Raw genomic sequence first — 20,057 nt, 5'->3', positions numbered from 1 at the left:
CTTCGTGATCACAAGTCCAGGGTCGAGGGTCGAAAGCAGTGATGGCCGCGAACAACGGCGTTACCCGTGCGGGCCGGACTGCCGAGCAGATTGAGCACCTGGTGTCCGAGGCCGCCGCTCCCGCTGGTCACCAGTCGGAATGCGTCCCAATACGGAAACGGAAGAGGTGTGCGCCGCCTGCGGCACACACCTCTTCAGTCATCTACCTTGTCAGGCACCGAGAGCGATCAATCGCCGCAAACGGGGTAGACCAACCCGAACCCCACCGCTCCAGTACACGGATACGCCGTGAAAATGGGGATCTGACTGGTGCCGGTGGGGACCCCCGACGAACCGGGAGGACCCTGAGGACCGGGAGGACCGGCGGGACCCTCGGGGCCCTCAGGGCCCGGAAGACCCGGAGCACCCTCAGGACCAGCAGGACCGGCGGGACCCTCAGGACCCTCAGGGCCCGGAAGACCCGGAGCACCCTCAGGACCAGCAGGACCGGCAGGACCGGCGGAACCGGCGGGACCGGCGGGACCCTCAGGACCCGGAAGACCCGGAGCACCCTCAGGACCAGCAGGACCGGCAGGACCGGCAGGACCGGCGGAACCGGCGGGACCGGCGGGACCCTCAGGACCCGGAAGACCCGGAGCACCCTCAGGACCGGCAGGACCGGCAGGACCCTCAGGACCCGGAGCACCCTCAGGACCGGCAGGACCGGCAGGACCGGCGGGACCGGCGGGACCCTCAGGGCCCGGAAGACCCGGAGCACCGGCAGGACCGGCAGGACCGGCAGGGCCCCGAAGACCCGGAGCACCGGCAGGACCGGCAGGACCGGCAGGACCGGCAGGACCGGGGAGGCCGTCTAGCCCAGGTACTCCCTGGGGACCCGCGGGTCCTGCTGGGCCGGGCGGACCCGCGGGTCCCGGCGGGCCCGCAGGACCCCGCGGCACCTTGCAGAGCGATTGGGGGACGTGAAGCCATGCGCACAGCGGGATCGTGCCGGGCTCGACGTGGACCGGCGGCGCAATCAATTGAATGCTCGGCGGCAGGCAGTATACGGGAATGCATTCACGAGCAGCCGCGGATGGGGTCCGCACCGCTGCTCGAGAATATGTACCGCTCGCCGTATAGTCGGTGACCGTCTGGCCCGGCGGCCAGGGGGTCTTTGCCTCGGCACCTGCCGCAGCAGGTGAGCAAACGAGAACGACCCCGGCGAGCGCGCCGCCCAGCAGGGTTCGTTTCATCAATGTAGTCACTCTTCATTCTGTTCTCAAGGGCTGGAAGAAGGCACTCGCATACACGCCCTTTTGCCAGAATGATGATGCCATTTGGTAAGCCTTTTTCGCCTGGCCCAATTCTCTACCCGGCGTCGCGGAGCTCTTGATCCAACCCCCCTGAAAATTGCGGCCGAAGGCTTGTCATATCGATATTCGCGGCAAGTCGCCCTAATTGCGCGAATTAAAGACAGCCCCGGAATGGCACGGCTTCCACTCCGGTACAGCCACCGAAGCGAAGCTTCCCGGTGCCGCCCTCCGGGCGATGGCGCGTGACCCACGCCGCTTGGAGCACGGCGCGGTCCAGCGTGCCGAGGAGCAAGTACAGACGACCCACCTGTAGGGCAGGCCGCCAAGCGGTCGAAGGCTTGCAGGACGACGGTGTCCCGGGCGCTGCGAAGGTGCCCGGCCCCTTTGGGCTTACTCATCGAGCCACCCAGCGCCGAACATGTGTCCAGTGCCGTCGGGCGTCCCCTCTGTTTTGGGCAAGAGAACCTAGCCGCCGCACTAACTAAGGTGAAATTCCGCCAGGAATATCCACACTTCTGATGACTGGCGCAGAGTAGTGGGCGGACACTCGATGACCGTAGGGCCCTCTTCGGATAGCCACCATCTTTACTGCTTCCTGGCCTCGATCATACCGTCGCCACCGATGGACTGGGGGTCGTCGAATGCGACGATCTCGGTAGGCCGACCGGCCTATCACGAGATATCCGCGAATCCACGGAATGGCCGGAGGATTCAGTGCGGGGTTCATCGGGAACAACGAAGGGTTCAGGGATTCATCATGATCCGAATCACGTTCGTCGTCACGGCGGCTTTGGCGGGGCTGCCATTCTCTGCGTTGGCCGCCTCGGCTGACGCGACCCGTCTTACACCGGCCGAATCGGCGATGGCGTCAGCACCGACGGCCGCGGCTTCGGCTCTCCGAGCCGCGTGCTCGCCGACCGGCTGCAGCGAAGTACTGTGTCCACCCGGCTACGTCTGCGTGTACCGGCCCAAGCAGTGCTTCACTCTGCCCTGCCCGCAGTATGAATGCGTCCGTGTCGGGGGCGGCTACCCTGTGGGCCCCCCGTACGTCTACCCGCACCCGTACCCCCGGCCGGGCTGGCACCCCCCGGTCTACCCCCCTCTTCCAATGCCGGTCCCTGTTCCCTATCCCCGGCCATGGCCGGCCACGCAGACAGGGCCGAACGCGCCGACCGTGCGTGATCTACAGCAGCCGACCCAGCAGGCACCTGGCCAGCCGACCTTGAACAAGTCCACGGCTACCTGGACCGGAGCTCGTTAGCCTGCGGCCTTGTCCCTTGGTCACGTCGTGGATGTCTAGATCGTGGATAGTCGGCGCCGGCCGACCGTTCGGGTTAGGGTTCGGAACGAGCTGAGGGCCGTTTCGTGACCTGGTGAGCGGCTGGCTCGTGTTCAGTCACTCAGGTTACGGGGCGCATCACTTGCTCGCCCGAGCGGCTGTCCAGCGCGCCGTCGGCTCGTCGGCCGACAGCAGGGCCGGACGGTTTGCTCCATCTTGAGATCCTGCTGGTTAACTCGCGACACGCGGCTGTAGGTTCGTGACCTGAGTCTTTGACGTCCGGGATCATGTAGTGCGCGGCCGGGGGTTTCCCCCTCCTCCCGGTCGTGGATGGAGTGGTCGGTGTCGATGCAGCCCCGGTCGCCAAGGCGACCGAACTCCATGAGCTCGCGCCGCTGTTCATCGAGGAGATCGCCGACCGGATCGCGGCCATGACACCGGACGTGGTCGGGTTCACCGCCACCTAGGCCCAGAACGCCGCGGCCCTCGCGGCGGCGCGCGCGGTCAAGAGGCAGGCGCCGGACGCCGTCACGGTATTCGGCGGCCCGAACTGCGAAGGACCGCAGTGCGCGGCGATGCACCGGAACTTCCCGTACGTCGATTTCATCGTGCGCGGCGAGGGCGAGTTGGTCTTCCCGCAGCTGCTCAGCGCGATCTGCGCCGGCGTCAGGCCCGGCGGGCGGTGAAGGCCAGCGCCACGGCGCGGGCCAGCTTGCGGCACCCGCGTTCGACATCGCGGTCGATCCCGAGCGCCCGTAAGTGGTGCATGTGCAGGAATGACGCCACCACCGCTGATTCGGTCAGGATGTGGGGCGTCGGCGGCGAGCCGGTCCATATAGGCGGCCACGGCTCGCCGCCGGTCCTGCCATGCGGCGACGATCCGCGGGCCGCCCTGGATGGCCCGTAACGCCGCCCGGTCCTCGCTCAGGTCGCCAAGCCGACCGCCTGGCGAATGACCGCGCGGTCGCTCGCGGGGGCGGGCCCGCTCGGGGGATGCTCGATCTGCCAGCGCACCCCCGCTGCCTGGTCTTTCGCCATGGCGGCCGTGAGATCGACCAGGCTGGCGACGGTGAGCGCGTGCGGGTGTACCTGGCGAGCCGCGGACAAGGCCGCGAGCTGGGCGAGCACGGCGGCGGAGTCGGCCGCCGAAAGAGGATTTCAGGGCTTTGCAGCATGAGACCGCTTCGGTCCGACTACAAGGAAGCCATCACCCGAGATTGTCGCAACCATCAGTTGCTTTATGGTTGTAGCAACCTGATGGTTGCTATAGAGGTGACGAATGCCGATCCCCGGATCGCATCGAGCGAACGCTCGACCTCGCCCACCCGATCGAGAAGGTGTGGGCGGCCCTGACCACCCCTGACCACCACTGACGGGCTCGGCGGCTGGCTCAGCTGCAGCGCGCGACGCGGGTCACGGAATACGGCTTGTAGGCAGCGGCGTAGAACTTCTTCTTGCCCTTGGTGTGGGCGTTGACCGTCATGCAACGGTACTTAGCGGCCTTGTCGCCGACCGAGCCCTTCCTCACGAACATGATCTTGGCGCTGACCTTGTGGCTGCAGTGGTTGTTGAAGTAGATGGTCACGCTCGTGTTGCCCTCACCCCACGAGTAGTTGGCCCACTTGCCTCTGGGCCTGGAGCAACTGACGCTGTCGCGCTCGACCCCGGCTTGAGCCGACGCGGTGGTGGCCTTCGTCTCGGCGGTCCCCGTACTCGTCCGTACGGTGCCTGCCTGTGCGGAGGCTGCGGTTGCCGGTGCCAGCAGCATGGCCGTCGCGGCGGAGCCAAGCAGAACGGATGTGAGCTTCTTGCGGTTCATGCTTCAACCTCATAAGAGCAAAGATCTTGACCGAATCAACCGTATCGGCCATCCCAATAATCTGTAAAATCGAGGTTGTCAGCCCGTCAAGAAGATTGTCGCCAGCGTCGGCCAGGCTGTGGCGACCTGGAGGGCGAAGGGTTGGAGAGACTGGCCGACTGGGACGCCGCAGTCGAGGGCGTATGAGTATGGGCTTCGCTCCGCCGAAGTATGCCCAGGTCATAAGGGCGATTCAGGAGCGGATCGAGACGGGCGAGTACGCGCCTGGCGACAGGCTGCCATCCGAGACGCAGTTGGTCCGCGAGCTGGGCGTGGCTCGGCTGCTGGGGTGGCCGAGCGGACGCCGGTGATCGTCCGGAAGCGGGTGGCCCGGCAGGCGGATGTCGTGTCGGCGGCGGAGACCGGGTGGATCCCGCTGGAGATCGCGGTCGGCACTGACTTGGAGCAGGCCGAGCCGCTGCGGGGCGGGATCCGGCGGCATCTCCAGGCGGTCAAGCACCTGCGGTTCGATCACATCACCGAGCGACTGTCCGCCCGCAAGCCCGCCAAGGACGAGGCGGAGTTGCTCGGCTCGTCCAGTCCGGCGCTCGCTGTGACGGCGACCGTGCACGACCCTGCCGGGTCCGTGCTGCTGGCCATGAGCCTGGCGCTGCCCGGAAGCCTGCACGAGCTGGAGGATGTCTACAAGGTCAGCTAGTGCCGCCACCGGAGACCTTTGCCGGGTTGGCGACACGCTGCGCGACTTCACCAGTCGAGGGTGACCGGCCGCTCGTGCCGTACCCCGTGGAGCAGGTCCTTCAGCAATGCGGCCAGCCCGGGCGGAAAGACCCGCTCCGTGGTCGCGTCGAGGTCGGCTAGGGTCCACCATCGGTGCCCGAGCCCGTCATCTCCAGTTCCGGAAACTTCCACCGTTGAGACTCTGGCGAAGAAGTACGTGTGCACGGTGTAGTAGTGGCTCTCTTGGATGGACCACTCCCCCGCGTTGACGGCCACTGGCTCGCCCAGGTCTCGGGGCGCGAGGATCAAGCCGGTCTCTTCGCGAACCTCCCGGGAAGCCGCTTCCACTGCCGATTCGCCTGGTTCGATCCCGCCGCCGGGGAGATGCCATGCGGGCTCGCGGGGCCAGGGGTCGGGCGGAACGAAGCGGAACATCAGCACGCGGTCGGCGGGATCGACGAGGATGACTCGCGCGGTGGGGCGGTTCGTGATCATTTGCCCGACGGTATCGGTGAGGAGGTGTTCCTGCCGCTAGTGCTGCGACCGAAGGGTTCACCGCGTAGACCAACGAGTCTGACCCGCCGGGGCACGTCGCACAGCGTGTCGCCAACCCGGCAAAGGGTTCCCGGTCACGGCACCAAACCGCGGACTTTCACGGGGCGCTTGAGCCGGTCTGGCCTCAGTAACGACTCACCGGCCCGGCGTGCGCGAGCCGTATGCCGGGCCGAACACCACGAGCAGTGTCAGGTCCTCTGTCACCTCGTCGAACCGGTGCTCCTCGCCCGCCGGCACGAAGATCACCGAACCGGGGCCCACCTCGGCCGTACCGTCCGGCGTCACGATCTTGGCCCGCCCCGCAGTGACCACGTAGATCTCGTCCTCGGTGTGCGGACTCTGATTGTCGAGCCCGCCAGCCGGGATGCAGTACGTTCCCACCGACAGGGCCGGCACTCTCAGGTGCTCCACCCAGTCGTTGGCCGCTCCGTCGACAAGCGGCGTCCACACCCCTGCACCTTCGATGATCCGCATGGCGGAAGCATAACTATGGGTAGCTGACACTTCCCGCCGTGGCTGGTGGACACGTCTGGATCTTTGTGCGAACCGTCACATCGCGCACAACTCGCAGGCGGTGGCCGTATGCCAGTGATATCCATGATCATACTGTTGGAGCCGAAAGAATTTTCGTGCGCACACGCAAACTGGCAACCCTCCTGACCGGTGCGGCCCTGGCTGCCTCCACCACCCTGGTGGCGGGCGCCGCTCCCGCCAGCGCGACTGGACCCTGTGGCAGCAGCTACACCCGCGTCGGCGCCTACTCCGTCAAGAGAGGAGACGGGACCCGCACGGGCACGCTGGAGGTTTACTACAGCTCCACCACCAGAAAGAACTGCGCGCTGACCTACGGCTACGGCGCCTACGCCAACACCCCGAGCTGGAAAAGCGTCGTGATATCGAGAGGCGACGGCAGCGGGAGCGACCCCGACTCCGGACGGTACACGTACCACGCCGGCCCCGTGTACGTCTCCGCGCCCGGTCAGTGCATTCGGTCCGAGTTGCCGAGGCGCTGCACCAGCCCGTCCAGGCCAGACGCGGCCGCGGCCCCTGTCCAGGCATCGCCCGCGCCGGTCCACCTCGTCTGCCTCCCGCTGGTCGTCGCTTGCCTGGCTGGTGTCCTGGCCCGCCGTCACCTCGGCCGTCGACGTCGTCATGGTCGTCATGGTCGTCATGGTCGTCATGGTCGTCATGGTCGTCATGGTCGTCATCAGCGGATTCTTCTGGGCGCCTGCGGCTGGTCGAAACGGCGCGGATCGCGGTTGGCCGCCGCGTACATCACCTGCACGCCTCACCCGCGCCCATGATGATGCCGCCGAGCTCGGCCGGTTCGAGCGCGTAGCGCAGGACGGCGATCTCGGCGGGACCGCTGTCGCGTAGGAACTCCTCCGCTCCATCGAGCGATGTCATCGTCGCCGAGTTTCAGCGACCGGGTGAGGATCAGGTGGACGCTCTGGCTGATGAGGCCGACCGTGGTCTCGTGGCCGGCGATCAGGATGCTGACGGACAACGCGATCAGCTCGTGCTCGCTGAGCCGGTCGCCGTCGTCGTCCCGCGCGGGGACGAGCGCCGACAGGCGGCGGCCGCCGCCATCCGGGCGTCGGTGGCGGCCAGGACGGATGGCGAGAGGCCCGTCACCGCGTTTCCGCCGGTGACGGGCCTCTTCACGCTGGTGTGGCAGGTGCAAGGTTCGACCTTGCGTAGGCTGAGCCGTCGATTTGATAGGGATCATCGATCTCGATCCAACTGGCTGCGTAGTACAGGCCCGTGCCCTGTGAGGAGTACGAGCCGTGAACCTTCCCCCAGGTGCGGTCCTGCCCTCAGTTCCGTCCGGGTGAAGCAATCATCGGCCACGTCAGCGGCTCGGCATCGCTCCTGTCCTTGACATTGGTCACGGTAGCTCGACCCGTTCCGATCCGACCGGAACCGGCCGATCTAGCCTCAAGGAGCACGCATGAACCTCAAGCACCCGCCAGCCGCCCGGAAGTCGTCTCTCGCCGTCGCGGCCTGCCTCCTCGCGCTCACCATGACCTGGGCGGCGCCCTCAGACTCGACGCGAGCAGCGGCCCAGACCAGGGCCGGCTGCATCTCCACACCCGACGAGTACCTGAGCGCATGGAACAACCGGCAGATTCGATGCGTCTCGCCCCTTCTTTTCGCCACGACATACTCGCGCGGCAGCACGACGCTCTACCCCAGCGGCTTCTGGTACGCCTGGGGTGTATCCAACACCAATCTCGAGCGCTACCTCACGTTGCGCGGGCTCTATGGTGACGATCCTCCGAAGGTCGGCATCGGAATCCTGTCGTACGTCGGGTTTCCGGACCTGGAAAGCTACGACACCCCAACGGACCTCGCCGTCTACACCCTGCCCCAGGACACCCAGGTCCAGGTGCCAAGCTTCGAGACGTGGTTTCGCATCCTCGACCAGGAGTTCGGCAACACCGGGGCGTACCCGCTCGCGGCTCAGATCGACCTCGTCCTCGCGTACTCCCGGCTCCGCCCGAACGAAGACGTCGTCGGCGCGTTCCAGACGGTGACCGGCTGCAGGCGTGACGCGCTGCTCAGAGGACAGGACCTGTCCCCAAAGATCGGCTGCAACAGGGACTTCCTCGGCGCGATCGCAGCCGCCGGCCCCTCCCCCTACACCACCGGCGAGTCGAAGTCGTGCTTCCAGAACTTCGCCTCGAGATACCGGGGAGCCAAGAACGCGGCCGCGATGCGCGGAGTGCTGTACCAGTGTCAGGACGTCGGATACCTCAACACCGGCGTCGGGCTCGGATACAACACCTACGCGAACCCGTTCATCTGCAAGCCCGCCGCCAAGCAGACAGTCCTGCAGAAATACACCGGCAGAGAGTTCATCCTCCCGAACATGGCGTTCAACGACCTCCCCAGCTACGTGAACATCGAACTGGACCTCGGCAAGCCGTTCAACCGAGGCTTCCTGCACTCCGGCTACTGCCGGATCAGCGATAGGGGCGGTGCGAGCGCGGGGTCTGCGTCCGGCTCCGCCTCTGGCTCAGGGTGATCGGCATCCGTCCAGAGCAATGCTGGGCAGGGTTAGAGGTTGCAGAATCCGGAATATGTCCGGAGGCGACTCGCAACGGTCCAGGGCCTTATTCCTCAGGCCGCCTGGCCCCCCGAGCAAGCGCGACATGGCGCCCGCACCAGTTACGTCTCCCCTGGCTTTACAAGGTGTGATCTGCCATCGAGGTCGGCCAGCCACCATCTCTCCTAGGAAGTCAGCACCGCAGCTGCGGCAAAGCGAGATCGTCGGCGTTCGCCGGAGTTCGCTGACGCCCGCCGGCTGCTGTACTTCTCGGCTGTACCGTGCGCCCCTTCCTTGGGTGGCCCGAAGCACGGGCCGATCCGAGGTTGGGTACTCAGCGCCTGCTCTCGTACCTGGTCAGGAGTACGCCGCCGGGGAACGTCCGGGTCTCCATCAGGGTCAGGTTCACCCAGTTGTCCAGGGCCGTAAAGAACGGCGTGCCGCTGCCCAGCAAGACCGGTGCGGTGACCAGCACGTACTCGTCGATCAGCCCGGCCCGCATGGCCGCCGCGGCAAGTGTGGCGCCGCATATGTCCATGGGGCCACCGTCCTCGGCCTTGAGCCGGGTGATCTCGGTGACCGCGTCGCCGGTGACCAGGCGGGTGTTCCAGTCGACCGTGCTGGTCGTCGAGGAGAACACCACCTTCGGCATGTCTCGCCAGCGGCGGGCGTACTCGATCGCCGCCGGTGTGGCGCCGGGCTGCTGGTCGGCGGTCGGCCAGTGGGAGCTCATCGTCTCCCACAGTTTGCGCCCGTACAGCGCCAGGCCCGTCGCGCCCACCCGGTCGGACCACCACTGGAACACCTCGTCGCTCGGCACGCTCCAGCCGAGGTCGTCGCCGGGTGCGGCGATGTAGCCGTCCAGGCTCAGGTTCATGCCGAAGGTCAGTTTTCGCATGGCGTCAGCCTCCTGTGAGTCGGTACTCGGCGTACAGACCAGCACGACGCGGAAAAATCATCGGTCAGGCCACACCGATCTATGCCGAAGTACCGGAGCAGGTGGGACAGGGCGCGCGGACGAGCGTACGCGGGCCTGGAGTCCCCGAGGTGGGATAACCGACCCTCGGCCCAGACAGGTGGGACAGCCGGGCAGGTCGCGCGCACCGATCTGGTCCCAGTCAAGTGCGCTACCCAAGTCCCAAAATCGGCACCCGACCAGCGGAAACGCCGTCAAGATCATTGCACGTATATTGGTGGACCAGCGACAACAGGCCGCTCAGAGCGGCACCTGGCTGCATACCCCTGAAATGCAGAAGAGGCCCCGAAGGGCCTCTGACCTGCTGTTACTGCTTGTGGCAGGTGCAAGGTTCGAACTTGCGTAGGCTGAGCCGACGGTTTTACAGAGCCCTGCCGACTTAGTCTTCAGGTAGTGCTTGACCTGCTACAACGTTTTCAGGACATCAGCACGATCATCTGTAGCGACGTGTATACGACGTGCGTCACCTGCAAGCCGGCTCGGTGAGCTTCTGCGTCGCTGACGTTTTGTCGCACACAGGGGATTTCGACTTGGGGCGGCAATCTTGGCACGCCTGGTGCCGAGAAGCCAAGGGCTGGCCGTCTGTACGTTGCATAGTTAAACTATCCATGTTCCCTGTCGTATGAGTCTCATATAGTTTGCAGGCATTACAGCTTGCTGCCTTGAATGGAAAGGACACGCTATGGCTAAGAGCGATCACGAGCAACAAGAAACTGAGCGACTAGTCGCACGCATCTCTACGATAACCGGCCGCGAACTACCCGAGTGGTTTCATATCCTTGAATCTGGACCTAAATTTCTAAATGCTAATGAGCAAGTTGACTGGCTGGTTAATGAGCACCTACTTACACACGGCTACGCTCGGGCCCTAATACATGAGTATGAACACTATCGGCATAATCGAATGGGGCTGATCCTGGATACGTCATCTACTAATACTGGCGTCAATGCGATGATTGAGCGAAGCCTAGCTACACTCCAAGAGAAGCCGGACGAGCATGCCGTATCCGTACTGGTCTACATTGCAGGTGAGAGTGTCGCGAATAGAACCCTGCTTGATGTGGTTGAAGCGCTAGGTCAGATTTTGGGCGCGTTCGATCTCGACAGGGTAGATAGCAGTGGCCCACTTCTCGGATCGTTGGCTTACTGGTTTCGAATGCGTCGCCGTGATTTCAAGGAGGCTACAGCTTCGGATCTAGGTAAAGAACTAGGAGCTGAGGTGAAACGAGCTCTGCAACTTAGGGCCGTAGACGCCGAGCAAGCAAAGGTCGATGACGCCAAGGCTGCAGCGGCGACAAAGCTTATTGCTTCCGTGGAAGCGCATGACGCAGCGGTTATTCAAGTTGGAGCATTGCTACTTGTGAAGGCGAACGGAGTACTCCACGTTCGCGATCTCAGTCCGAGAGAGATCAATTTTCTTCGGCAACATCCGCACTCTTTTACTGACCCCGCCACTGTTTTAGCCCGTTTAGAAACATCGATAACTGATCCCTTGGTCAGATCGCAGGATCGTGAGCTGGCAAAAGGCTATCACGAACACGACGATCAGTGAGTCAACGGCGTCTGTTGTGGATGGGTTGGGGCTAGGGTCGGCAATCAACGCTTGATGACTTCGATGCGAAATCGTGGCAGAGGTCATTGAGGTTCGCGGAGGCGGGTAGCAAAGCCGATCGGCTCGGACGCGCCAAACTCCTGACAGCAATCCTAAGTTTACCGTGGCACATTCTCGTTGAGGCAAGGCGCGGAGGAGCTTCAACAGTCATTTTGAATATTATGATCGTCACTTGACACTAGCAAGTTTAGCCTGAGAAATATGAGAGGTTCTCCAAAAAACCGAGCTATGCTGGTTGCCGTAGCGGTAGCCATCCTCCTCGCCGCCGCTTACCTATGTGCAGGATTGATCCAGTTCGACATAATCGCGTCAGTCGATAAATGGAAATGGATTGCCGCAGGAGTAGTTGCAAGCCTAATCGGAGGGTTGCTCCCAGTTCGCGAACAGCTACGAAATGCAAAGGCCCTAGAAGACGCAGCAATCGGTTTCAATGTAGCAATAAATGACATATTGGAGCCGATTGTATCTCACCTTGGTGGCACACTTATTGCGCCGGATCTACGAGCTAGGCGTTCACGACAGCAACAAGGAATCCCCATGATTCTGGCGGCCGCGGCACGCCTAGTGGGGTCTGCTCGAGTACGTGCGTGCTGGCTTAAATACGAAGACAACCCAACCGAGAGAATAGCTCCGGTTATGAGTCACGGGCGGGCAAAAAATGCCACAACAGTCTTCAAAGCAGATACTCCATATGGATATGCAACCCTTCAAGCACTAAAGGAGAATAGACCTCTTGTGTGCGAAGACGTCGATACAAATCCACCAGCCGGGTGGACAGAGCGAATGGCGTTGCCTACCCGGCCAGAGTACAAGTCGTTCCTAGCGGTCCCCGTGGTACTCGGCGACACGGCGTATGGCATGCTGACAGTCGACTCGGTTACCCCTAATGATCTTAGCCGAGATGATCTTCCGTTGGTGATGTTGATGGCGGGACTACTTGCCGCCATGATCGCATAGGAGTTCTTCCTGCTCCTGTGGGTAGACTGCTAAGAGCAGGGACCGTGCTTGAGAGTCTTGATCGAGGGATTCCTTCATCTCCAAATGTCAGCAAACAAGGAGGGGTGGCCATGCCCGTAAAGGTTGCGCACAAGATCAACGATGACCGCCCTCGCCGCATCGTTTCAGACACGGATCGGTACTTTGAAGAAGCGGTAGCACGAGAGACAGCCCGCATGAAGAGGCGCGGTGTTCGCGTGTTGAGACTGCACACACTCGGCAAGTCACCACGCTAGTTGGTTGCGTACGGCATAGCGGTCTTGTTACTCCGAACCGTGCTCGCTGTAGGGCGGCGTGGTGATCTCCTTGCCGGGCAGGCGTAGCCATACCGGGCCGGTCGTGCCAGGGCAAGCCGCCGTTCGCGTGTCCATGTTCCCGGTGAGCTTCCACGTGCGCTGGTTGTACTGCCGGCAGTCGGCGGCTTGCGCTGGTGCGGCTGGTCTGGTGTCCCTCGTGGTGACCGGCAAGGAGATCACTACAACAGCCGACCCGACCCGCACTTGACCCCCTGATCTCCGCAGTCCGGGCCGGGGTATGGGGCAGCGCCCCATGTCCTTCTTTTCGGCAGTCTCCTGGTCGCTGCTTCGCCGCTTCACTCCTGGTCGGTGCCAATGAGTGGGGCTTTCGCCATCTCCGTCGTGGGTGTGTTGAGCAGTTCGGTTGGCGTGCCGTGGCCTTCACTCGTGGCGCTGGGTTGGTGAAGATCCGGGAGGAGAGCGATGCGTCAAGCCGTACCAGGCTTATCACTACCTGTGTGTGCCGCTTGCGGCACGCGCGCCGCCGCGGCGGAGGCGGCCGGAACGAGCCGCAGCCGCCGCGAGCGAGCGCGCAGGGGCCGGCTGCGTAGTTGGCGTTCTTCGCGGCGGTGGGCGTGTGCAATGCGGGGCCAGTGGTGATGGACTGGGCAGGCTGGCGCTTGGTCCGCCTGGTTGTCATCCCCCGAGCTGGTGGAGGTCAGGTGAGCCTCCGTGCTGCAACACCGTCCCAGCTCCGACGCTCCTCCCCGGTTTCGGTGGAAGCTCTGCGTCCGCATGCAGGCTATTTCCCGATCTTCGCCGGTGCTGGGAACATCTCGCACACCCCTCCCCCGTGATCACGGTGTGCCCGCCGCGACGCGGCGGGCTTGAAGACGTAGGGAAAGTCGTAACAGCTAGACCAGGTGGACGCCGTCATGCTGTCTGATCGCGGGTGCCCCTTCGTGGAGGGCGTCGAGCACTCGAATCGCGAATGCCTCAGTGACCATCTGAGGTACCTCGTCTGGGGTCGCCCAGTGGAACCGCGTCACCTCTTCGTTGATGGTGAGGCGTCCACCTGTGCCCTTGCAGCGAAAGACCAGCGCGACGATTCCGCGGGACATGTTCTTGTAGACGCCCGTCAGGGCAACCGGCTCGACGACTAGGCCCGTCTCTTCGAGGACTTCACGACGCACCCCGTCGGTGATGGCTTCGTTGAGTTCGAGTACTCCCCCAGGTGCCTGCCATTCGCCGTTGTCCGCACGTTGCGTGAGCAAGACTCTGCCGGCGTCGTCAACGACGACACCAGCAACGCTCACCGAGTGGCGTCCGTCTTGGCCGGCCATCTTGTCACCTCCAGTGGATAGGCTTAACGGTAGTAGACGTACAGACGACTTGAGGAGTTGGGTGTGGCCAGCGACGCAGTCCTTGTCAGGCGCATTGATCCGGCAAGCGACCGCGCCGTGTTCCGTCAGATCGCCGATCACCTCCGTGAGGCTGTCCAGACCGGCAGCATGAGTGCTGGCGACAAACTGCCGTCTGAAGCGCAGCTCATGGAGCACTATGGCGTGGCTCGCATGACCGTTCGTCAAGCCATCCAAGAGTTGAAGGCAGAGGGACTTGCCGTGGCTGAGCATGGCCGCGGCGTCTTCGTCCGTGCACGCCCTCCTGTGAAGCGGCTCGCCTCGGACCGGTTCGCGCGTCGGCACCGCAAGGACGGGAAGGCCGCCTTCTTGGCAGAGTCCGAGACGGTTGGAGCCAAGGCCACGGTTGACAGGATCACGGTTGAAGAGGCTCCGGTTCCAGCCGATGCCGCGGAGCGTTTGAAGGTCCAGCCAGGTGCGATCGTCGCTGTGCGGAGCCGTCGTTACTCGCTGGATGGCCGTCCTGTCGAACTGGCGACGTCGTACATCCCAGTCGAGCTTGCGCGTGGAACACGGATCATGGACCACAATCCCGGCCCTGGCGGGATCTACGCTCGCATCGAAGAGCAAGGGCACGCGCTGGATCGCTACGTTGAGGATGTCTGGACTCGCATGCCCACGCGTGAGGAAGCCCAGCTTCTGGGGTTGGGGCCTGGAATGCCGGTGTTCAGGCTGGTGCGCACCGCCTATGACCTCGAAGGCCAGGCGGTTGAGGTGTGCGACACGATCATGTCGGGCGACGCGTATCAACTGTCGTACGAACTTCCTGCGCACTAGCCGTTGACACACCTTCAGCGCTCCTCTATACATGTAGTAGAACTCCTCTAGACGAGTAGACGACTAGAGTCTACCGCTCTCGCTAGAAAGGGATCGAACCGATGCGCAACATTCCGGTGGACATCACTTCCCTGTCGTTCACGGTCGCGGGCGAGCCTGAGCCCAAAATCGTGGATCGGGCGACGGGTGAGGTGAAGAAGGATGCGGAGGGGCGCGAGCTGTACACGCTGCCGCTACTGCCGATGCCGAACGATGACCGGCGTAACCCGGTGATCACGGTGACGTTCCCGTCCGCAGTGTTCCCGCAGATTCAGGTCGGCGGCAAGGTCCGTCTCGCGGGGCTGGTCTGCTTCTTCTGGCAGATGAACGGCCGCTCGGGCATGGGCTTCCGCTGTGAGGCGGTGCGGCCGGCGGCGGAGAAGGCTGCCTGATGCCGCAGATTCGCGTGATGGATGACGATCTCGGTCTGGCGACTGAAGTCGTTGACCGGCTTGTTCAGCTTCTTACGCGGACCGATTCGGGACTGCGGGCAGGAAGCGTCACGCGGCTGCGGCACCGTAGCGGCGGTGGGCGGTTCGTCCTGGACGTGATGCCGGACGACAGCGGCCGCGAGGAGCACTGGGAGCCGATTCGAGTGCAGGCTGAGCGCGTTGACCGCGATGGTGCGTCGCGGTGCACTCCTCGCGGATTGCCGCCAGGAGGTGGCGGGTGATGCCCGGCAAACCGAAGTGCGTCGAGTGCAGCTCGCGGCGGAACCTGGCCGAGCAGTTCGACGCTCGACGCAACAAGATCGTGTGGTTGTGCGCGTACTGCCACTACCTCGCGACGACTGGTGGTGGGTGATGACGCTCACCATGTCTCGTTCTCTGATCCCGGAGCGGCCGTGTGCTTGGCGGCTTGGGCCGCTCCGGGGTCTCCGATCACCAGAAGAGGAGAGGAGACGGCTTCAGTATGGCCGATTTCTTGACCTGGCTGGGCGTGGGCCTGCTGGCCGCGTCGGTGTGCCTGAGGGCGTGGTACCGGTGGGCGCCGGTCTCGTTCTGGTACGTGCTGGGCTTCCCGCTCAAGTTCGTGATGGTGTACGCGACGTGGCGGGCGGTGGCCTCGGGCTGCGGTCTGTCGAAGCGCCGGCGTCGCTGGCGCTGGAGCGTGCCGGGCTTCCCTGGTTGGGGGGCCGAGTGATGAGCGGTCGTAAGCTCACCGCCGATGAGCTGTCCAAGTTGATGGACTCGTTGTCGGATGAGCAGAAGCGATACGTCATGGCCTACTTCTGTGGGCACAACGAGGAAGCCTTCCACATGGCGCTCATGAGGATGGGCGGTGGCGACTGATGAACGGGCTGATGCTCAAACAGCGCCGCAAGCTGCACAAGGTGCAGGTGGAGAAGGCGCCGCGGCTGGGCCTGATCCGGCCCACCTCGCTCGGGTTCCAGGTGACGGCTCGTCTTCATGACGGGCAGACTCCGGAGGACTACGAAGACGTGCTGGACAAGCTGGCGCATGCGTGGCGGGTGCACAGTGTGCGGTTGGTGTCGTGGCGGCCGGGCCGGGTGACGCTGGCGGCGACGCTGGTCGATCCGCTGGAAACGGTGGCCGGACTTCAGGTGGCGGCCGAGGGCCTGCTGCGGGTGCGGGTCGGTCTGCTGGACAACGGTAACCCGTACGTCATCGACTTCAAGGTCGTGCCGCACTGGTTGAACGTGGGCGCGACTCAGTCGGGCAAGTCGAACCTGGCCAACGCCCTGATTCTGGGGTTGGCTCCGCAACCGGTGGCGCTGGTCGGCTTCGACTTGAAGGGCGGCGTGGAGTTCACCCCGTACCAGGCGCGCATGTCGGCTCTGGCCACGGAGCGTCCCGAGTGCGCCGACCTGCTGGCCGACCTGGTCGGCATCATCAAGTCGCGGATGGCTTTGTGCCGGCAGTACCGGGTGAAGAACATCTGGCATCCGCGACTCCCGGAAGCGGTGCGGCCGATTCCGATCGTGGTTCTCGTCGATGAGATGGCCGAGCTGTTCTTGATGGCCGATCCGGACAACGAGAAGGAAGAGGTGGCCGCGGTCGCCACACGGCTGCTGCGCGTCGCCCAGCTCGGGCGAGCGTTCGGCATCTACCTGTTCGTGTGCGGGCAGCGCATCGGCTCGGACCTGGGCAAGGGCGTGACCGCGTTGCGTGCGCAGTTGACCGGCCGCGTCTGCCACATGGTCAACGACGACGAGACGGCCAAGATGTGCCTGGGCGACATGGACCGCCGCGCGGTGGCCGCTGCTCGGCAGATCTCCTCGGACCGGCCGGGCACGGCCGTGGTGATCGGCTCGGATAGCCGCTGGCATCACGCCCGTTCGGTGCACGTGCTGGAGGAAGAGGCCGAAGCAGCCGCCGAACGGTACGCCGACCTGACGCCCTCGTGGGCGCTGCTGACGGATGGTCCCGTCATCGACGTGGACGACTCCGAACTCGACGACTACGCCAAGCCCGACATGGAAGATATCCCCGCCTAGGTCACAGCCGGGGCCAGCTCTAACGGGCCTGGCGTGAGCCCTGATCACGCCACGTCCCTACCAGAGCCTTGCCCAAAACCGGCTTCCCTCGATGCGAAGGAGTCGACGTGAGGCGCAACCAAGACCGGCTCGACAGCAGCACAGCGCCGCCTGCGCGCTCGTCGAAGCGACGCCATCTCAACTGGTCAGGCCGTGACGGTGTGCAGCACTGGGGCGGTAACCGCCGTCCGTGCCGCATCTGCGGCATGCCCGCGTTCCTGATCGATGACCAGGGCCGCCCCTGCCACAAGGTGTGCGCGGAAACCGAACCCGACCGGGACTGACGAGACAGGAAGGAGGTAAGGAGATGCAGCGGTTACGCGCTCTGCTGGCCGATTCGGGGCCGGTCATGGTGCTGGCGGTCATCGCCGCGGTCGGCTCGTTCGATCACATCAGCCGACTGGCCGAGAAGTACGGACAGCACGGTTGGCGCTCGTGGGCAGTGGCCGTCTGCATCGACCTGGTATGTGTGATGGCCGCGCGAGAGATCCAACGCGACAAGCGCACCGGTCGGCGTCGACGCGGGCTGATGTCGTGGCCATCGCTGGTGCTGACTGGCGGAATCGGGCTGACACTGGCCGCGAACCTCGCGGAAGCACCCGGTAGCGGCTGGGGCTGGATATTGGCGGCCACCCCTGCCGGAGCATTCCTGATCGCCATGTCGATGATCGAACGCCGCGCAGGCCACGGCAAACCAGCACGGACCCCGGAAACGGGCCTGGCCTGGGAAGACCCGTCCCTCACACCCGATGCCGGCGAACCTCGCTCGGCAAAACGCGTGGACGTCGACCGGGTCGAGGTGGCCGAGCTGCCGGTGGAGGAGAGCGCGCCTGCGCTGGAGCAAGCCCCACCCGTGCATGTCGATGCAGAGCCGGAGATGCCGGCACCACCGCCGTCGCTGCTGGCCTATGCCCGCCGCGTCGCCGATGAACACCAGGCCCGTCATCAACGCCCGGTCAGCGCCGAGCTACTGAGTTCGCGCATGGGAGTGGCTCCCGAGCTGGCCGCCTCGTTGGTCCGGCATCTGAATTCAGCCGAGTAGGCACATAGTTCCCCCGTTAGAAACCCGAAGAGAGAAAGGGAAATGGTGATGACTGGAAGAAAAGGCGTCTCGGTTCTCAAGAAGTACTTCGACGTGAAGCCGGGACAGAAGCTGGCGGAGTTCGCCGACGAAACGCGGAAGCTCACCGATAAGGACTTCGACCAGATCAAGAACGGCATCGAGGACGGCAGCTACAACTACTAGCCCCTGCCGCGTCGAGGACTGACGTTGCATCCGGCCGCCCACCCCTCCCCCGGTGGGCGGCTCATGGAAAGCCAGTCCGTCAAGGAAGAGGAGAACACCACCGATGATGACCACCGATTCCACGGTCCGCTGCGAATTCATCGCCGGTTTGCGCCGTCTGGCGCAATTCCTGGCCGATAACCCCAAGGTGCCGGTCCCCAGCTACGGCGAAAACGTCACGGTGCATGTGGCGGGCGGCAGCGACCAGGAGGAACGCACCGTGGTGGACCGACTGGCCGAGCTACTCGGTTCGCCGGCCAGTGGCGGCGACCACTACGCGACCGTCCGCGACTTCGGTCCCATCGCCTATCGAGCGGTCGCGATCAGTGAGCAGTACGTGCGCGATCACGAGGCGGCCAACAGCTACTACGGCGCCGTCACGGCGTGAATTGGAGGTGGGGTGATGTTCCGACTTCGTCGCTGGCTCGGCTACGCGGTTATGGCGTTCGCCGTCTTCTACTTGTTCACGCGTCCGGCTCAAGCGGCAGGAGCCGTCAACGGCGTTTTTAATGGGATCTTCCACGGCGCTAACCAGCTCGCCGTTTTCTTCGGCGCAGTTTTGAGCTGAACACAGCTCTTGCAACTGCACAGGAAAAGTCCGTAGTTCACGTTCACGAAAGGACATGTCGTCATGACAAGAAGCGGGCAATGCCGGACCTGTCGAGGCGTAGGCAAGATCAGCGAAATGCGGTCCAGGCTCGTCAAGGGCGAACTCATCATTATCGAGAAGCGCGTTAGGTGCTTCACCTGTCAGGGCCAGGGCCGCCTGTAATGGCCTACGGCTCGACCTCGTCGCCGCCGCTCGCGGAGGTGTGTCAGGCGTGCGAGGGCCGCGGACTCATCAGCCGCACGATGACGAAAAAGCGATGGCTCATCCGGTGGAAAGTCCAGCGTTTCCGACTGTGCTGGGCATGCGCCGGAACCGCGAGATTCCCCGTTCAAAACCGATCCGTCTCCAACGACCAGGAGGTGAACATGGCAGGCCAACACCGCAAGACGTCCGACACGAAGAAGAAGGAATGCAGATGGTGTAAGGGAAAGGGTGGATTCCAGACGGGAGACATCTATCTCAAGTGCGGCAGATGCCTGGGAAGCGGAGAGAGGAAGTGAACGCGTATGCGATTTCGTCGGGAACCTCCTCCGCCACTGGCGTGCGATAAATGCAGAGGTCTAGGCCGTAGGGAAAACCGGCGCTGGGTGATGGGCAAGGGCTACGAGTCCGAAGGCCAAACCTGCGGGAAATGCAAAGGCCGCGGAGTTCTCCGATCCACGTGAGTGACGTTGCGTCCGGCCGCCCACCAATAGCGGAGGGCGGCTTACGGAAAGCCACTACCGCAAAAGAAAGGAGGTGCCACCAATGCTGTCGTCGTATGCGTGTTGCACGTGCAACGGTACCGGAATCGATTCGGAAAACCGGACGTGCAGAGACTGCAACGGCACGGGCATCGACAACCATGACGTCGGAAATGAGTAATAACAGGCTTGGGAAAGGTGACGGATGAGCGAA

25 protein-coding genes are annotated in these 20,057 nt (G+C 64.0%); 17 read left to right on the top strand and 8 right to left on the bottom strand.

All coding sequences use genetic code 11. The annotated features are described in order from the left end of the window. The first annotated feature begins 2,897 nt into the window (after positions 1-2,897). Positions 2,898-3,038, top strand: coding sequence for a hypothetical protein (locus AB0B61_RS22130; protein ID WP_358434671.1), 141 nt, complete (start codon positions 2,898-2,900; stop codon positions 3,036-3,038). Positions 3,039-3,495: 457 nt separating this feature from the next. Here AB0B61_RS22130 and AB0B61_RS22125 read toward each other — a convergent pair whose 3' ends face one another. Continuing rightward, positions 3,496-3,678 carry a hypothetical protein gene (locus tag AB0B61_RS22125; protein WP_358434668.1) on the bottom strand — a complete coding sequence of 61 codons (183 nt, stop codon included), beginning with the start codon at positions 3,676-3,678 and terminating at the stop codon, positions 3,496-3,498. A gap of 283 nt (positions 3,679-3,961) precedes the next feature. Next, a complete protein-coding gene (locus AB0B61_RS22120) occupies positions 3,962-4,390 on the bottom strand; it encodes a hypothetical protein (protein ID WP_358434666.1) in 429 nt (142 codons plus the stop codon). A 182-nt stretch (positions 4,391-4,572) separates the two neighbouring features. Between AB0B61_RS22120 and AB0B61_RS22115 the strand changes: the two genes are divergently transcribed. Next, positions 4,573-4,740 carry a GntR family transcriptional regulator gene (locus AB0B61_RS22115; protein ID WP_358434663.1) on the top strand — a complete coding sequence of 56 codons (168 nt, stop codon included), beginning with the start codon at positions 4,573-4,575 and terminating at the stop codon, positions 4,738-4,740. Then, the gene (locus AB0B61_RS22110; RefSeq protein WP_358434660.1) at positions 4,719-5,087 is read left to right on the top strand and encodes a UTRA domain-containing protein; all 369 of its coding nucleotides are present in this window, start codon (positions 4,719-4,721) and stop codon (positions 5,085-5,087) included. The genes AB0B61_RS22115 and AB0B61_RS22110 overlap by 22 nt, the downstream gene beginning before the upstream one ends. A gap of 47 nt (positions 5,088-5,134) precedes the next feature. Here AB0B61_RS22110 and AB0B61_RS22105 read toward each other — a convergent pair whose 3' ends face one another. The 3 genes from AB0B61_RS22105 to AB0B61_RS22095 form a co-directional block, all read right to left on the bottom strand. Continuing rightward, on the bottom strand, positions 5,135-5,602 hold the full coding sequence (locus tag AB0B61_RS22105) for an NUDIX domain-containing protein (RefSeq protein WP_358434657.1): 468 nt from the start codon (positions 5,600-5,602) through the stop codon (positions 5,135-5,137). A 195-nt stretch (positions 5,603-5,797) separates the two neighbouring features. Beyond that, positions 5,798-6,136 (bottom strand): cupin domain-containing protein, encoded by a 339-nt coding sequence (locus AB0B61_RS22100; RefSeq protein ID WP_358434654.1) that lies wholly within the window; start codon positions 6,134-6,136, stop codon positions 5,798-5,800. Positions 6,137-6,937: 801 nt separating this feature from the next. After that, complete coding sequence (locus AB0B61_RS22095) at positions 6,938-7,069, bottom strand: hypothetical protein (RefSeq protein ID WP_358434651.1); 132 nt, start codon at positions 7,067-7,069, stop codon at positions 6,938-6,940. Between the two features lie 544 nt (positions 7,070-7,613). Here AB0B61_RS22095 and AB0B61_RS22090 point away from each other — a divergent pair. After that, positions 7,614-8,690 (top strand): hypothetical protein, encoded by a 1,077-nt coding sequence (locus AB0B61_RS22090; RefSeq protein ID WP_358434648.1) that lies wholly within the window; start codon positions 7,614-7,616, stop codon positions 8,688-8,690. 355 nt (positions 8,691-9,045) lie between these two features. Here AB0B61_RS22090 and AB0B61_RS22085 read toward each other — a convergent pair whose 3' ends face one another. Beyond that, complete coding sequence (locus AB0B61_RS22085) at positions 9,046-9,609, bottom strand: dihydrofolate reductase family protein (protein WP_358434645.1); 564 nt, start codon at positions 9,607-9,609, stop codon at positions 9,046-9,048. Positions 9,610-10,369: 760 nt separating this feature from the next. On the opposite strand from AB0B61_RS22085, the gene AB0B61_RS22080 reads away from it, so the two are divergent. Beyond that, positions 10,370-11,239: a DUF4287 domain-containing protein gene (locus AB0B61_RS22080; protein WP_358434643.1), complete on the top strand. Its 870-nt coding sequence runs from the start codon at positions 10,370-10,372 to the stop codon at positions 11,237-11,239. A gap of 261 nt (positions 11,240-11,500) precedes the next feature. Then, complete coding sequence (locus AB0B61_RS22075) at positions 11,501-12,256, top strand: GAF domain-containing protein (RefSeq protein WP_358434640.1); 756 nt, start codon at positions 11,501-11,503, stop codon at positions 12,254-12,256. A gap of 302 nt (positions 12,257-12,558) precedes the next feature. Here the strand turns inward: AB0B61_RS22075 and AB0B61_RS22070 are convergent, their stop codons facing one another. Together AB0B61_RS22070 and AB0B61_RS22065 are read right to left on the bottom strand one after the other, a co-directional pair. After that, positions 12,559-12,762, bottom strand: coding sequence for a hypothetical protein (locus AB0B61_RS22070; protein ID WP_358434637.1), 204 nt, complete (start codon positions 12,760-12,762; stop codon positions 12,559-12,561). Positions 12,763-13,445: 683 nt separating this feature from the next. Then, complete coding sequence (locus AB0B61_RS22065) at positions 13,446-13,874, bottom strand: NUDIX hydrolase (protein ID WP_358434634.1); 429 nt, start codon at positions 13,872-13,874, stop codon at positions 13,446-13,448. 63 nt (positions 13,875-13,937) lie between these two features. Here AB0B61_RS22065 and AB0B61_RS22060 point away from each other — a divergent pair, with 63 nt between their 5' ends. The 11 genes from AB0B61_RS22060 to AB0B61_RS22010 all read left to right on the top strand — a co-directional run bounded on the left by AB0B61_RS22060 (position 13,938) and on the right by AB0B61_RS22010 (position 19,118). After that, positions 13,938-14,729, top strand: a complete 792-nt coding sequence (locus AB0B61_RS22060; RefSeq protein WP_358434631.1) for a GntR family transcriptional regulator — start codon at positions 13,938-13,940, stop codon at positions 14,727-14,729. Positions 14,730-14,830: 101 nt separating this feature from the next. Further along, positions 14,831-15,160, top strand: a complete 330-nt coding sequence (locus tag AB0B61_RS22055; protein WP_358434628.1) for a hypothetical protein — start codon at positions 14,831-14,833, stop codon at positions 15,158-15,160. Between the two features lie 280 nt (positions 15,161-15,440). Continuing rightward, positions 15,441-15,572, top strand: coding sequence for a hypothetical protein (locus AB0B61_RS22050; protein ID WP_358434625.1), 132 nt, complete (start codon positions 15,441-15,443; stop codon positions 15,570-15,572). Between the two features lie 108 nt (positions 15,573-15,680). Next, positions 15,681-15,911 carry a hypothetical protein gene (locus tag AB0B61_RS22045; RefSeq protein ID WP_358434623.1) on the top strand — a complete coding sequence of 77 codons (231 nt, stop codon included), beginning with the start codon at positions 15,681-15,683 and terminating at the stop codon, positions 15,909-15,911. Beyond that, the gene (locus AB0B61_RS22040) at positions 15,911-16,060 is read left to right on the top strand and encodes a hypothetical protein (protein ID WP_358434620.1); all 150 of its coding nucleotides are present in this window, start codon (positions 15,911-15,913) and stop codon (positions 16,058-16,060) included. The genes AB0B61_RS22045 and AB0B61_RS22040 overlap by 1 nt, the downstream gene beginning before the upstream one ends. Continuing rightward, positions 16,060-17,226: an FtsK/SpoIIIE domain-containing protein gene (locus AB0B61_RS22035; RefSeq protein WP_358434617.1), complete on the top strand. Its 1,167-nt coding sequence runs from the start codon at positions 16,060-16,062 to the stop codon at positions 17,224-17,226. Before AB0B61_RS22040 ends, AB0B61_RS22035 begins: the two co-directional genes overlap by 1 nt. Before the next feature lie 107 nt (positions 17,227-17,333). After that, positions 17,334-17,549, top strand: a complete 216-nt coding sequence (locus tag AB0B61_RS22030; protein WP_358434614.1) for a hypothetical protein — start codon at positions 17,334-17,336, stop codon at positions 17,547-17,549. A 23-nt stretch (positions 17,550-17,572) separates the two neighbouring features. After that, on the top strand, positions 17,573-18,307 hold the full coding sequence (locus tag AB0B61_RS22025) for a DUF2637 domain-containing protein (RefSeq protein ID WP_358434611.1): 735 nt from the start codon (positions 17,573-17,575) through the stop codon (positions 18,305-18,307). Positions 18,308-18,355: 48 nt separating this feature from the next. After that, a complete protein-coding gene (locus tag AB0B61_RS22020) occupies positions 18,356-18,511 on the top strand; it encodes a hypothetical protein (protein ID WP_358434609.1) in 156 nt (51 codons plus the stop codon). Positions 18,512-18,614: 103 nt separating this feature from the next. Beyond that, a complete protein-coding gene (locus AB0B61_RS22015) occupies positions 18,615-18,938 on the top strand; it encodes a hypothetical protein (RefSeq protein ID WP_358434607.1) in 324 nt (107 codons plus the stop codon). Positions 18,939-18,953: 15 nt separating this feature from the next. Further along, positions 18,954-19,118 (top strand): hypothetical protein, encoded by a 165-nt coding sequence (locus AB0B61_RS22010; protein WP_358434604.1) that lies wholly within the window; start codon positions 18,954-18,956, stop codon positions 19,116-19,118. The last annotated feature ends 939 nt before the right edge of the window (positions 19,119-20,057 follow it).

It is taken from the genome of Nonomuraea sp. NPDC049158 (assembly GCF_040648335.1).
GTDB lineage: Bacteria > Actinomycetota > Actinomycetes > Streptosporangiales > Streptosporangiaceae > Nonomuraea.
The sequence above is the reverse complement of the archived record's forward strand: the minus strand, read 5'-3'. Positions and strand labels throughout refer to the sequence as shown.

Bases quoted from the DNA above. Each gene is read 5' to 3' on its own strand.
- AB0B61_RS22075 (WP_358434640.1), top strand. From the start codon at position 11,501: ATGAGAGGTTCTCCAAAAAACCGAGCTATGCTGGTTGCCGTAGCGGTA.
- AB0B61_RS22055 (WP_358434628.1), top strand. From the start codon at position 14,831: ATGCGCAACATTCCGGTGGACATCACTTCCCTGTCGTTCACGGTCGCG.
- AB0B61_RS22120 (WP_358434666.1), bottom strand. From the start codon at position 4,390: ATGAACCGCAAGAAGCTCACATCCGTTCTGCTTGGCTCCGCCGCGACG.
- AB0B61_RS22045 (WP_358434623.1), top strand. From the start codon at position 15,681: ATGGCCGATTTCTTGACCTGGCTGGGCGTGGGCCTGCTGGCCGCGTCG.
- AB0B61_RS22035 (WP_358434617.1), top strand. From the start codon at position 16,060: ATGAACGGGCTGATGCTCAAACAGCGCCGCAAGCTGCACAAGGTGCAG.
- AB0B61_RS22040 (WP_358434620.1), top strand. From the start codon at position 15,911: ATGAGCGGTCGTAAGCTCACCGCCGATGAGCTGTCCAAGTTGATGGAC.
- AB0B61_RS22050 (WP_358434625.1), top strand. From the start codon at position 15,441: ATGCCCGGCAAACCGAAGTGCGTCGAGTGCAGCTCGCGGCGGAACCTG.
- AB0B61_RS22080 (WP_358434643.1), top strand. From the start codon at position 10,370: ATGGCTAAGAGCGATCACGAGCAACAAGAAACTGAGCGACTAGTCGCA.
- AB0B61_RS22115 (WP_358434663.1), top strand. From the start codon at position 4,573: ATGAGTATGGGCTTCGCTCCGCCGAAGTATGCCCAGGTCATAAGGGCG.
- AB0B61_RS22100 (WP_358434654.1), bottom strand. From the start codon at position 6,136: ATGCGGATCATCGAAGGTGCAGGGGTGTGGACGCCGCTTGTCGACGGA.
- AB0B61_RS22015 (WP_358434607.1), top strand. From the start codon at position 18,615: ATGATGACCACCGATTCCACGGTCCGCTGCGAATTCATCGCCGGTTTG.
- AB0B61_RS22090 (WP_358434648.1), top strand. From the start codon at position 7,614: ATGAACCTCAAGCACCCGCCAGCCGCCCGGAAGTCGTCTCTCGCCGTC.
- AB0B61_RS22085 (WP_358434645.1), bottom strand. From the start codon at position 9,609: ATGCGAAAACTGACCTTCGGCATGAACCTGAGCCTGGACGGCTACATC.
- AB0B61_RS22025 (WP_358434611.1), top strand. From the start codon at position 17,573: ATGCAGCGGTTACGCGCTCTGCTGGCCGATTCGGGGCCGGTCATGGTG.
- AB0B61_RS22105 (WP_358434657.1), bottom strand. From the start codon at position 5,602: ATGATCACGAACCGCCCCACCGCGCGAGTCATCCTCGTCGATCCCGCC.
- AB0B61_RS22020 (WP_358434609.1), top strand. From the start codon at position 18,356: ATGACTGGAAGAAAAGGCGTCTCGGTTCTCAAGAAGTACTTCGACGTG.
- AB0B61_RS22010 (WP_358434604.1), top strand. From the start codon at position 18,954: ATGTTCCGACTTCGTCGCTGGCTCGGCTACGCGGTTATGGCGTTCGCC.
- AB0B61_RS22065 (WP_358434634.1), bottom strand. From the start codon at position 13,874: ATGGCCGGCCAAGACGGACGCCACTCGGTGAGCGTTGCTGGTGTCGTC.
- AB0B61_RS22095 (WP_358434651.1), bottom strand. From the start codon at position 7,069: ATGACATCGCTCGATGGAGCGGAGGAGTTCCTACGCGACAGCGGTCCC.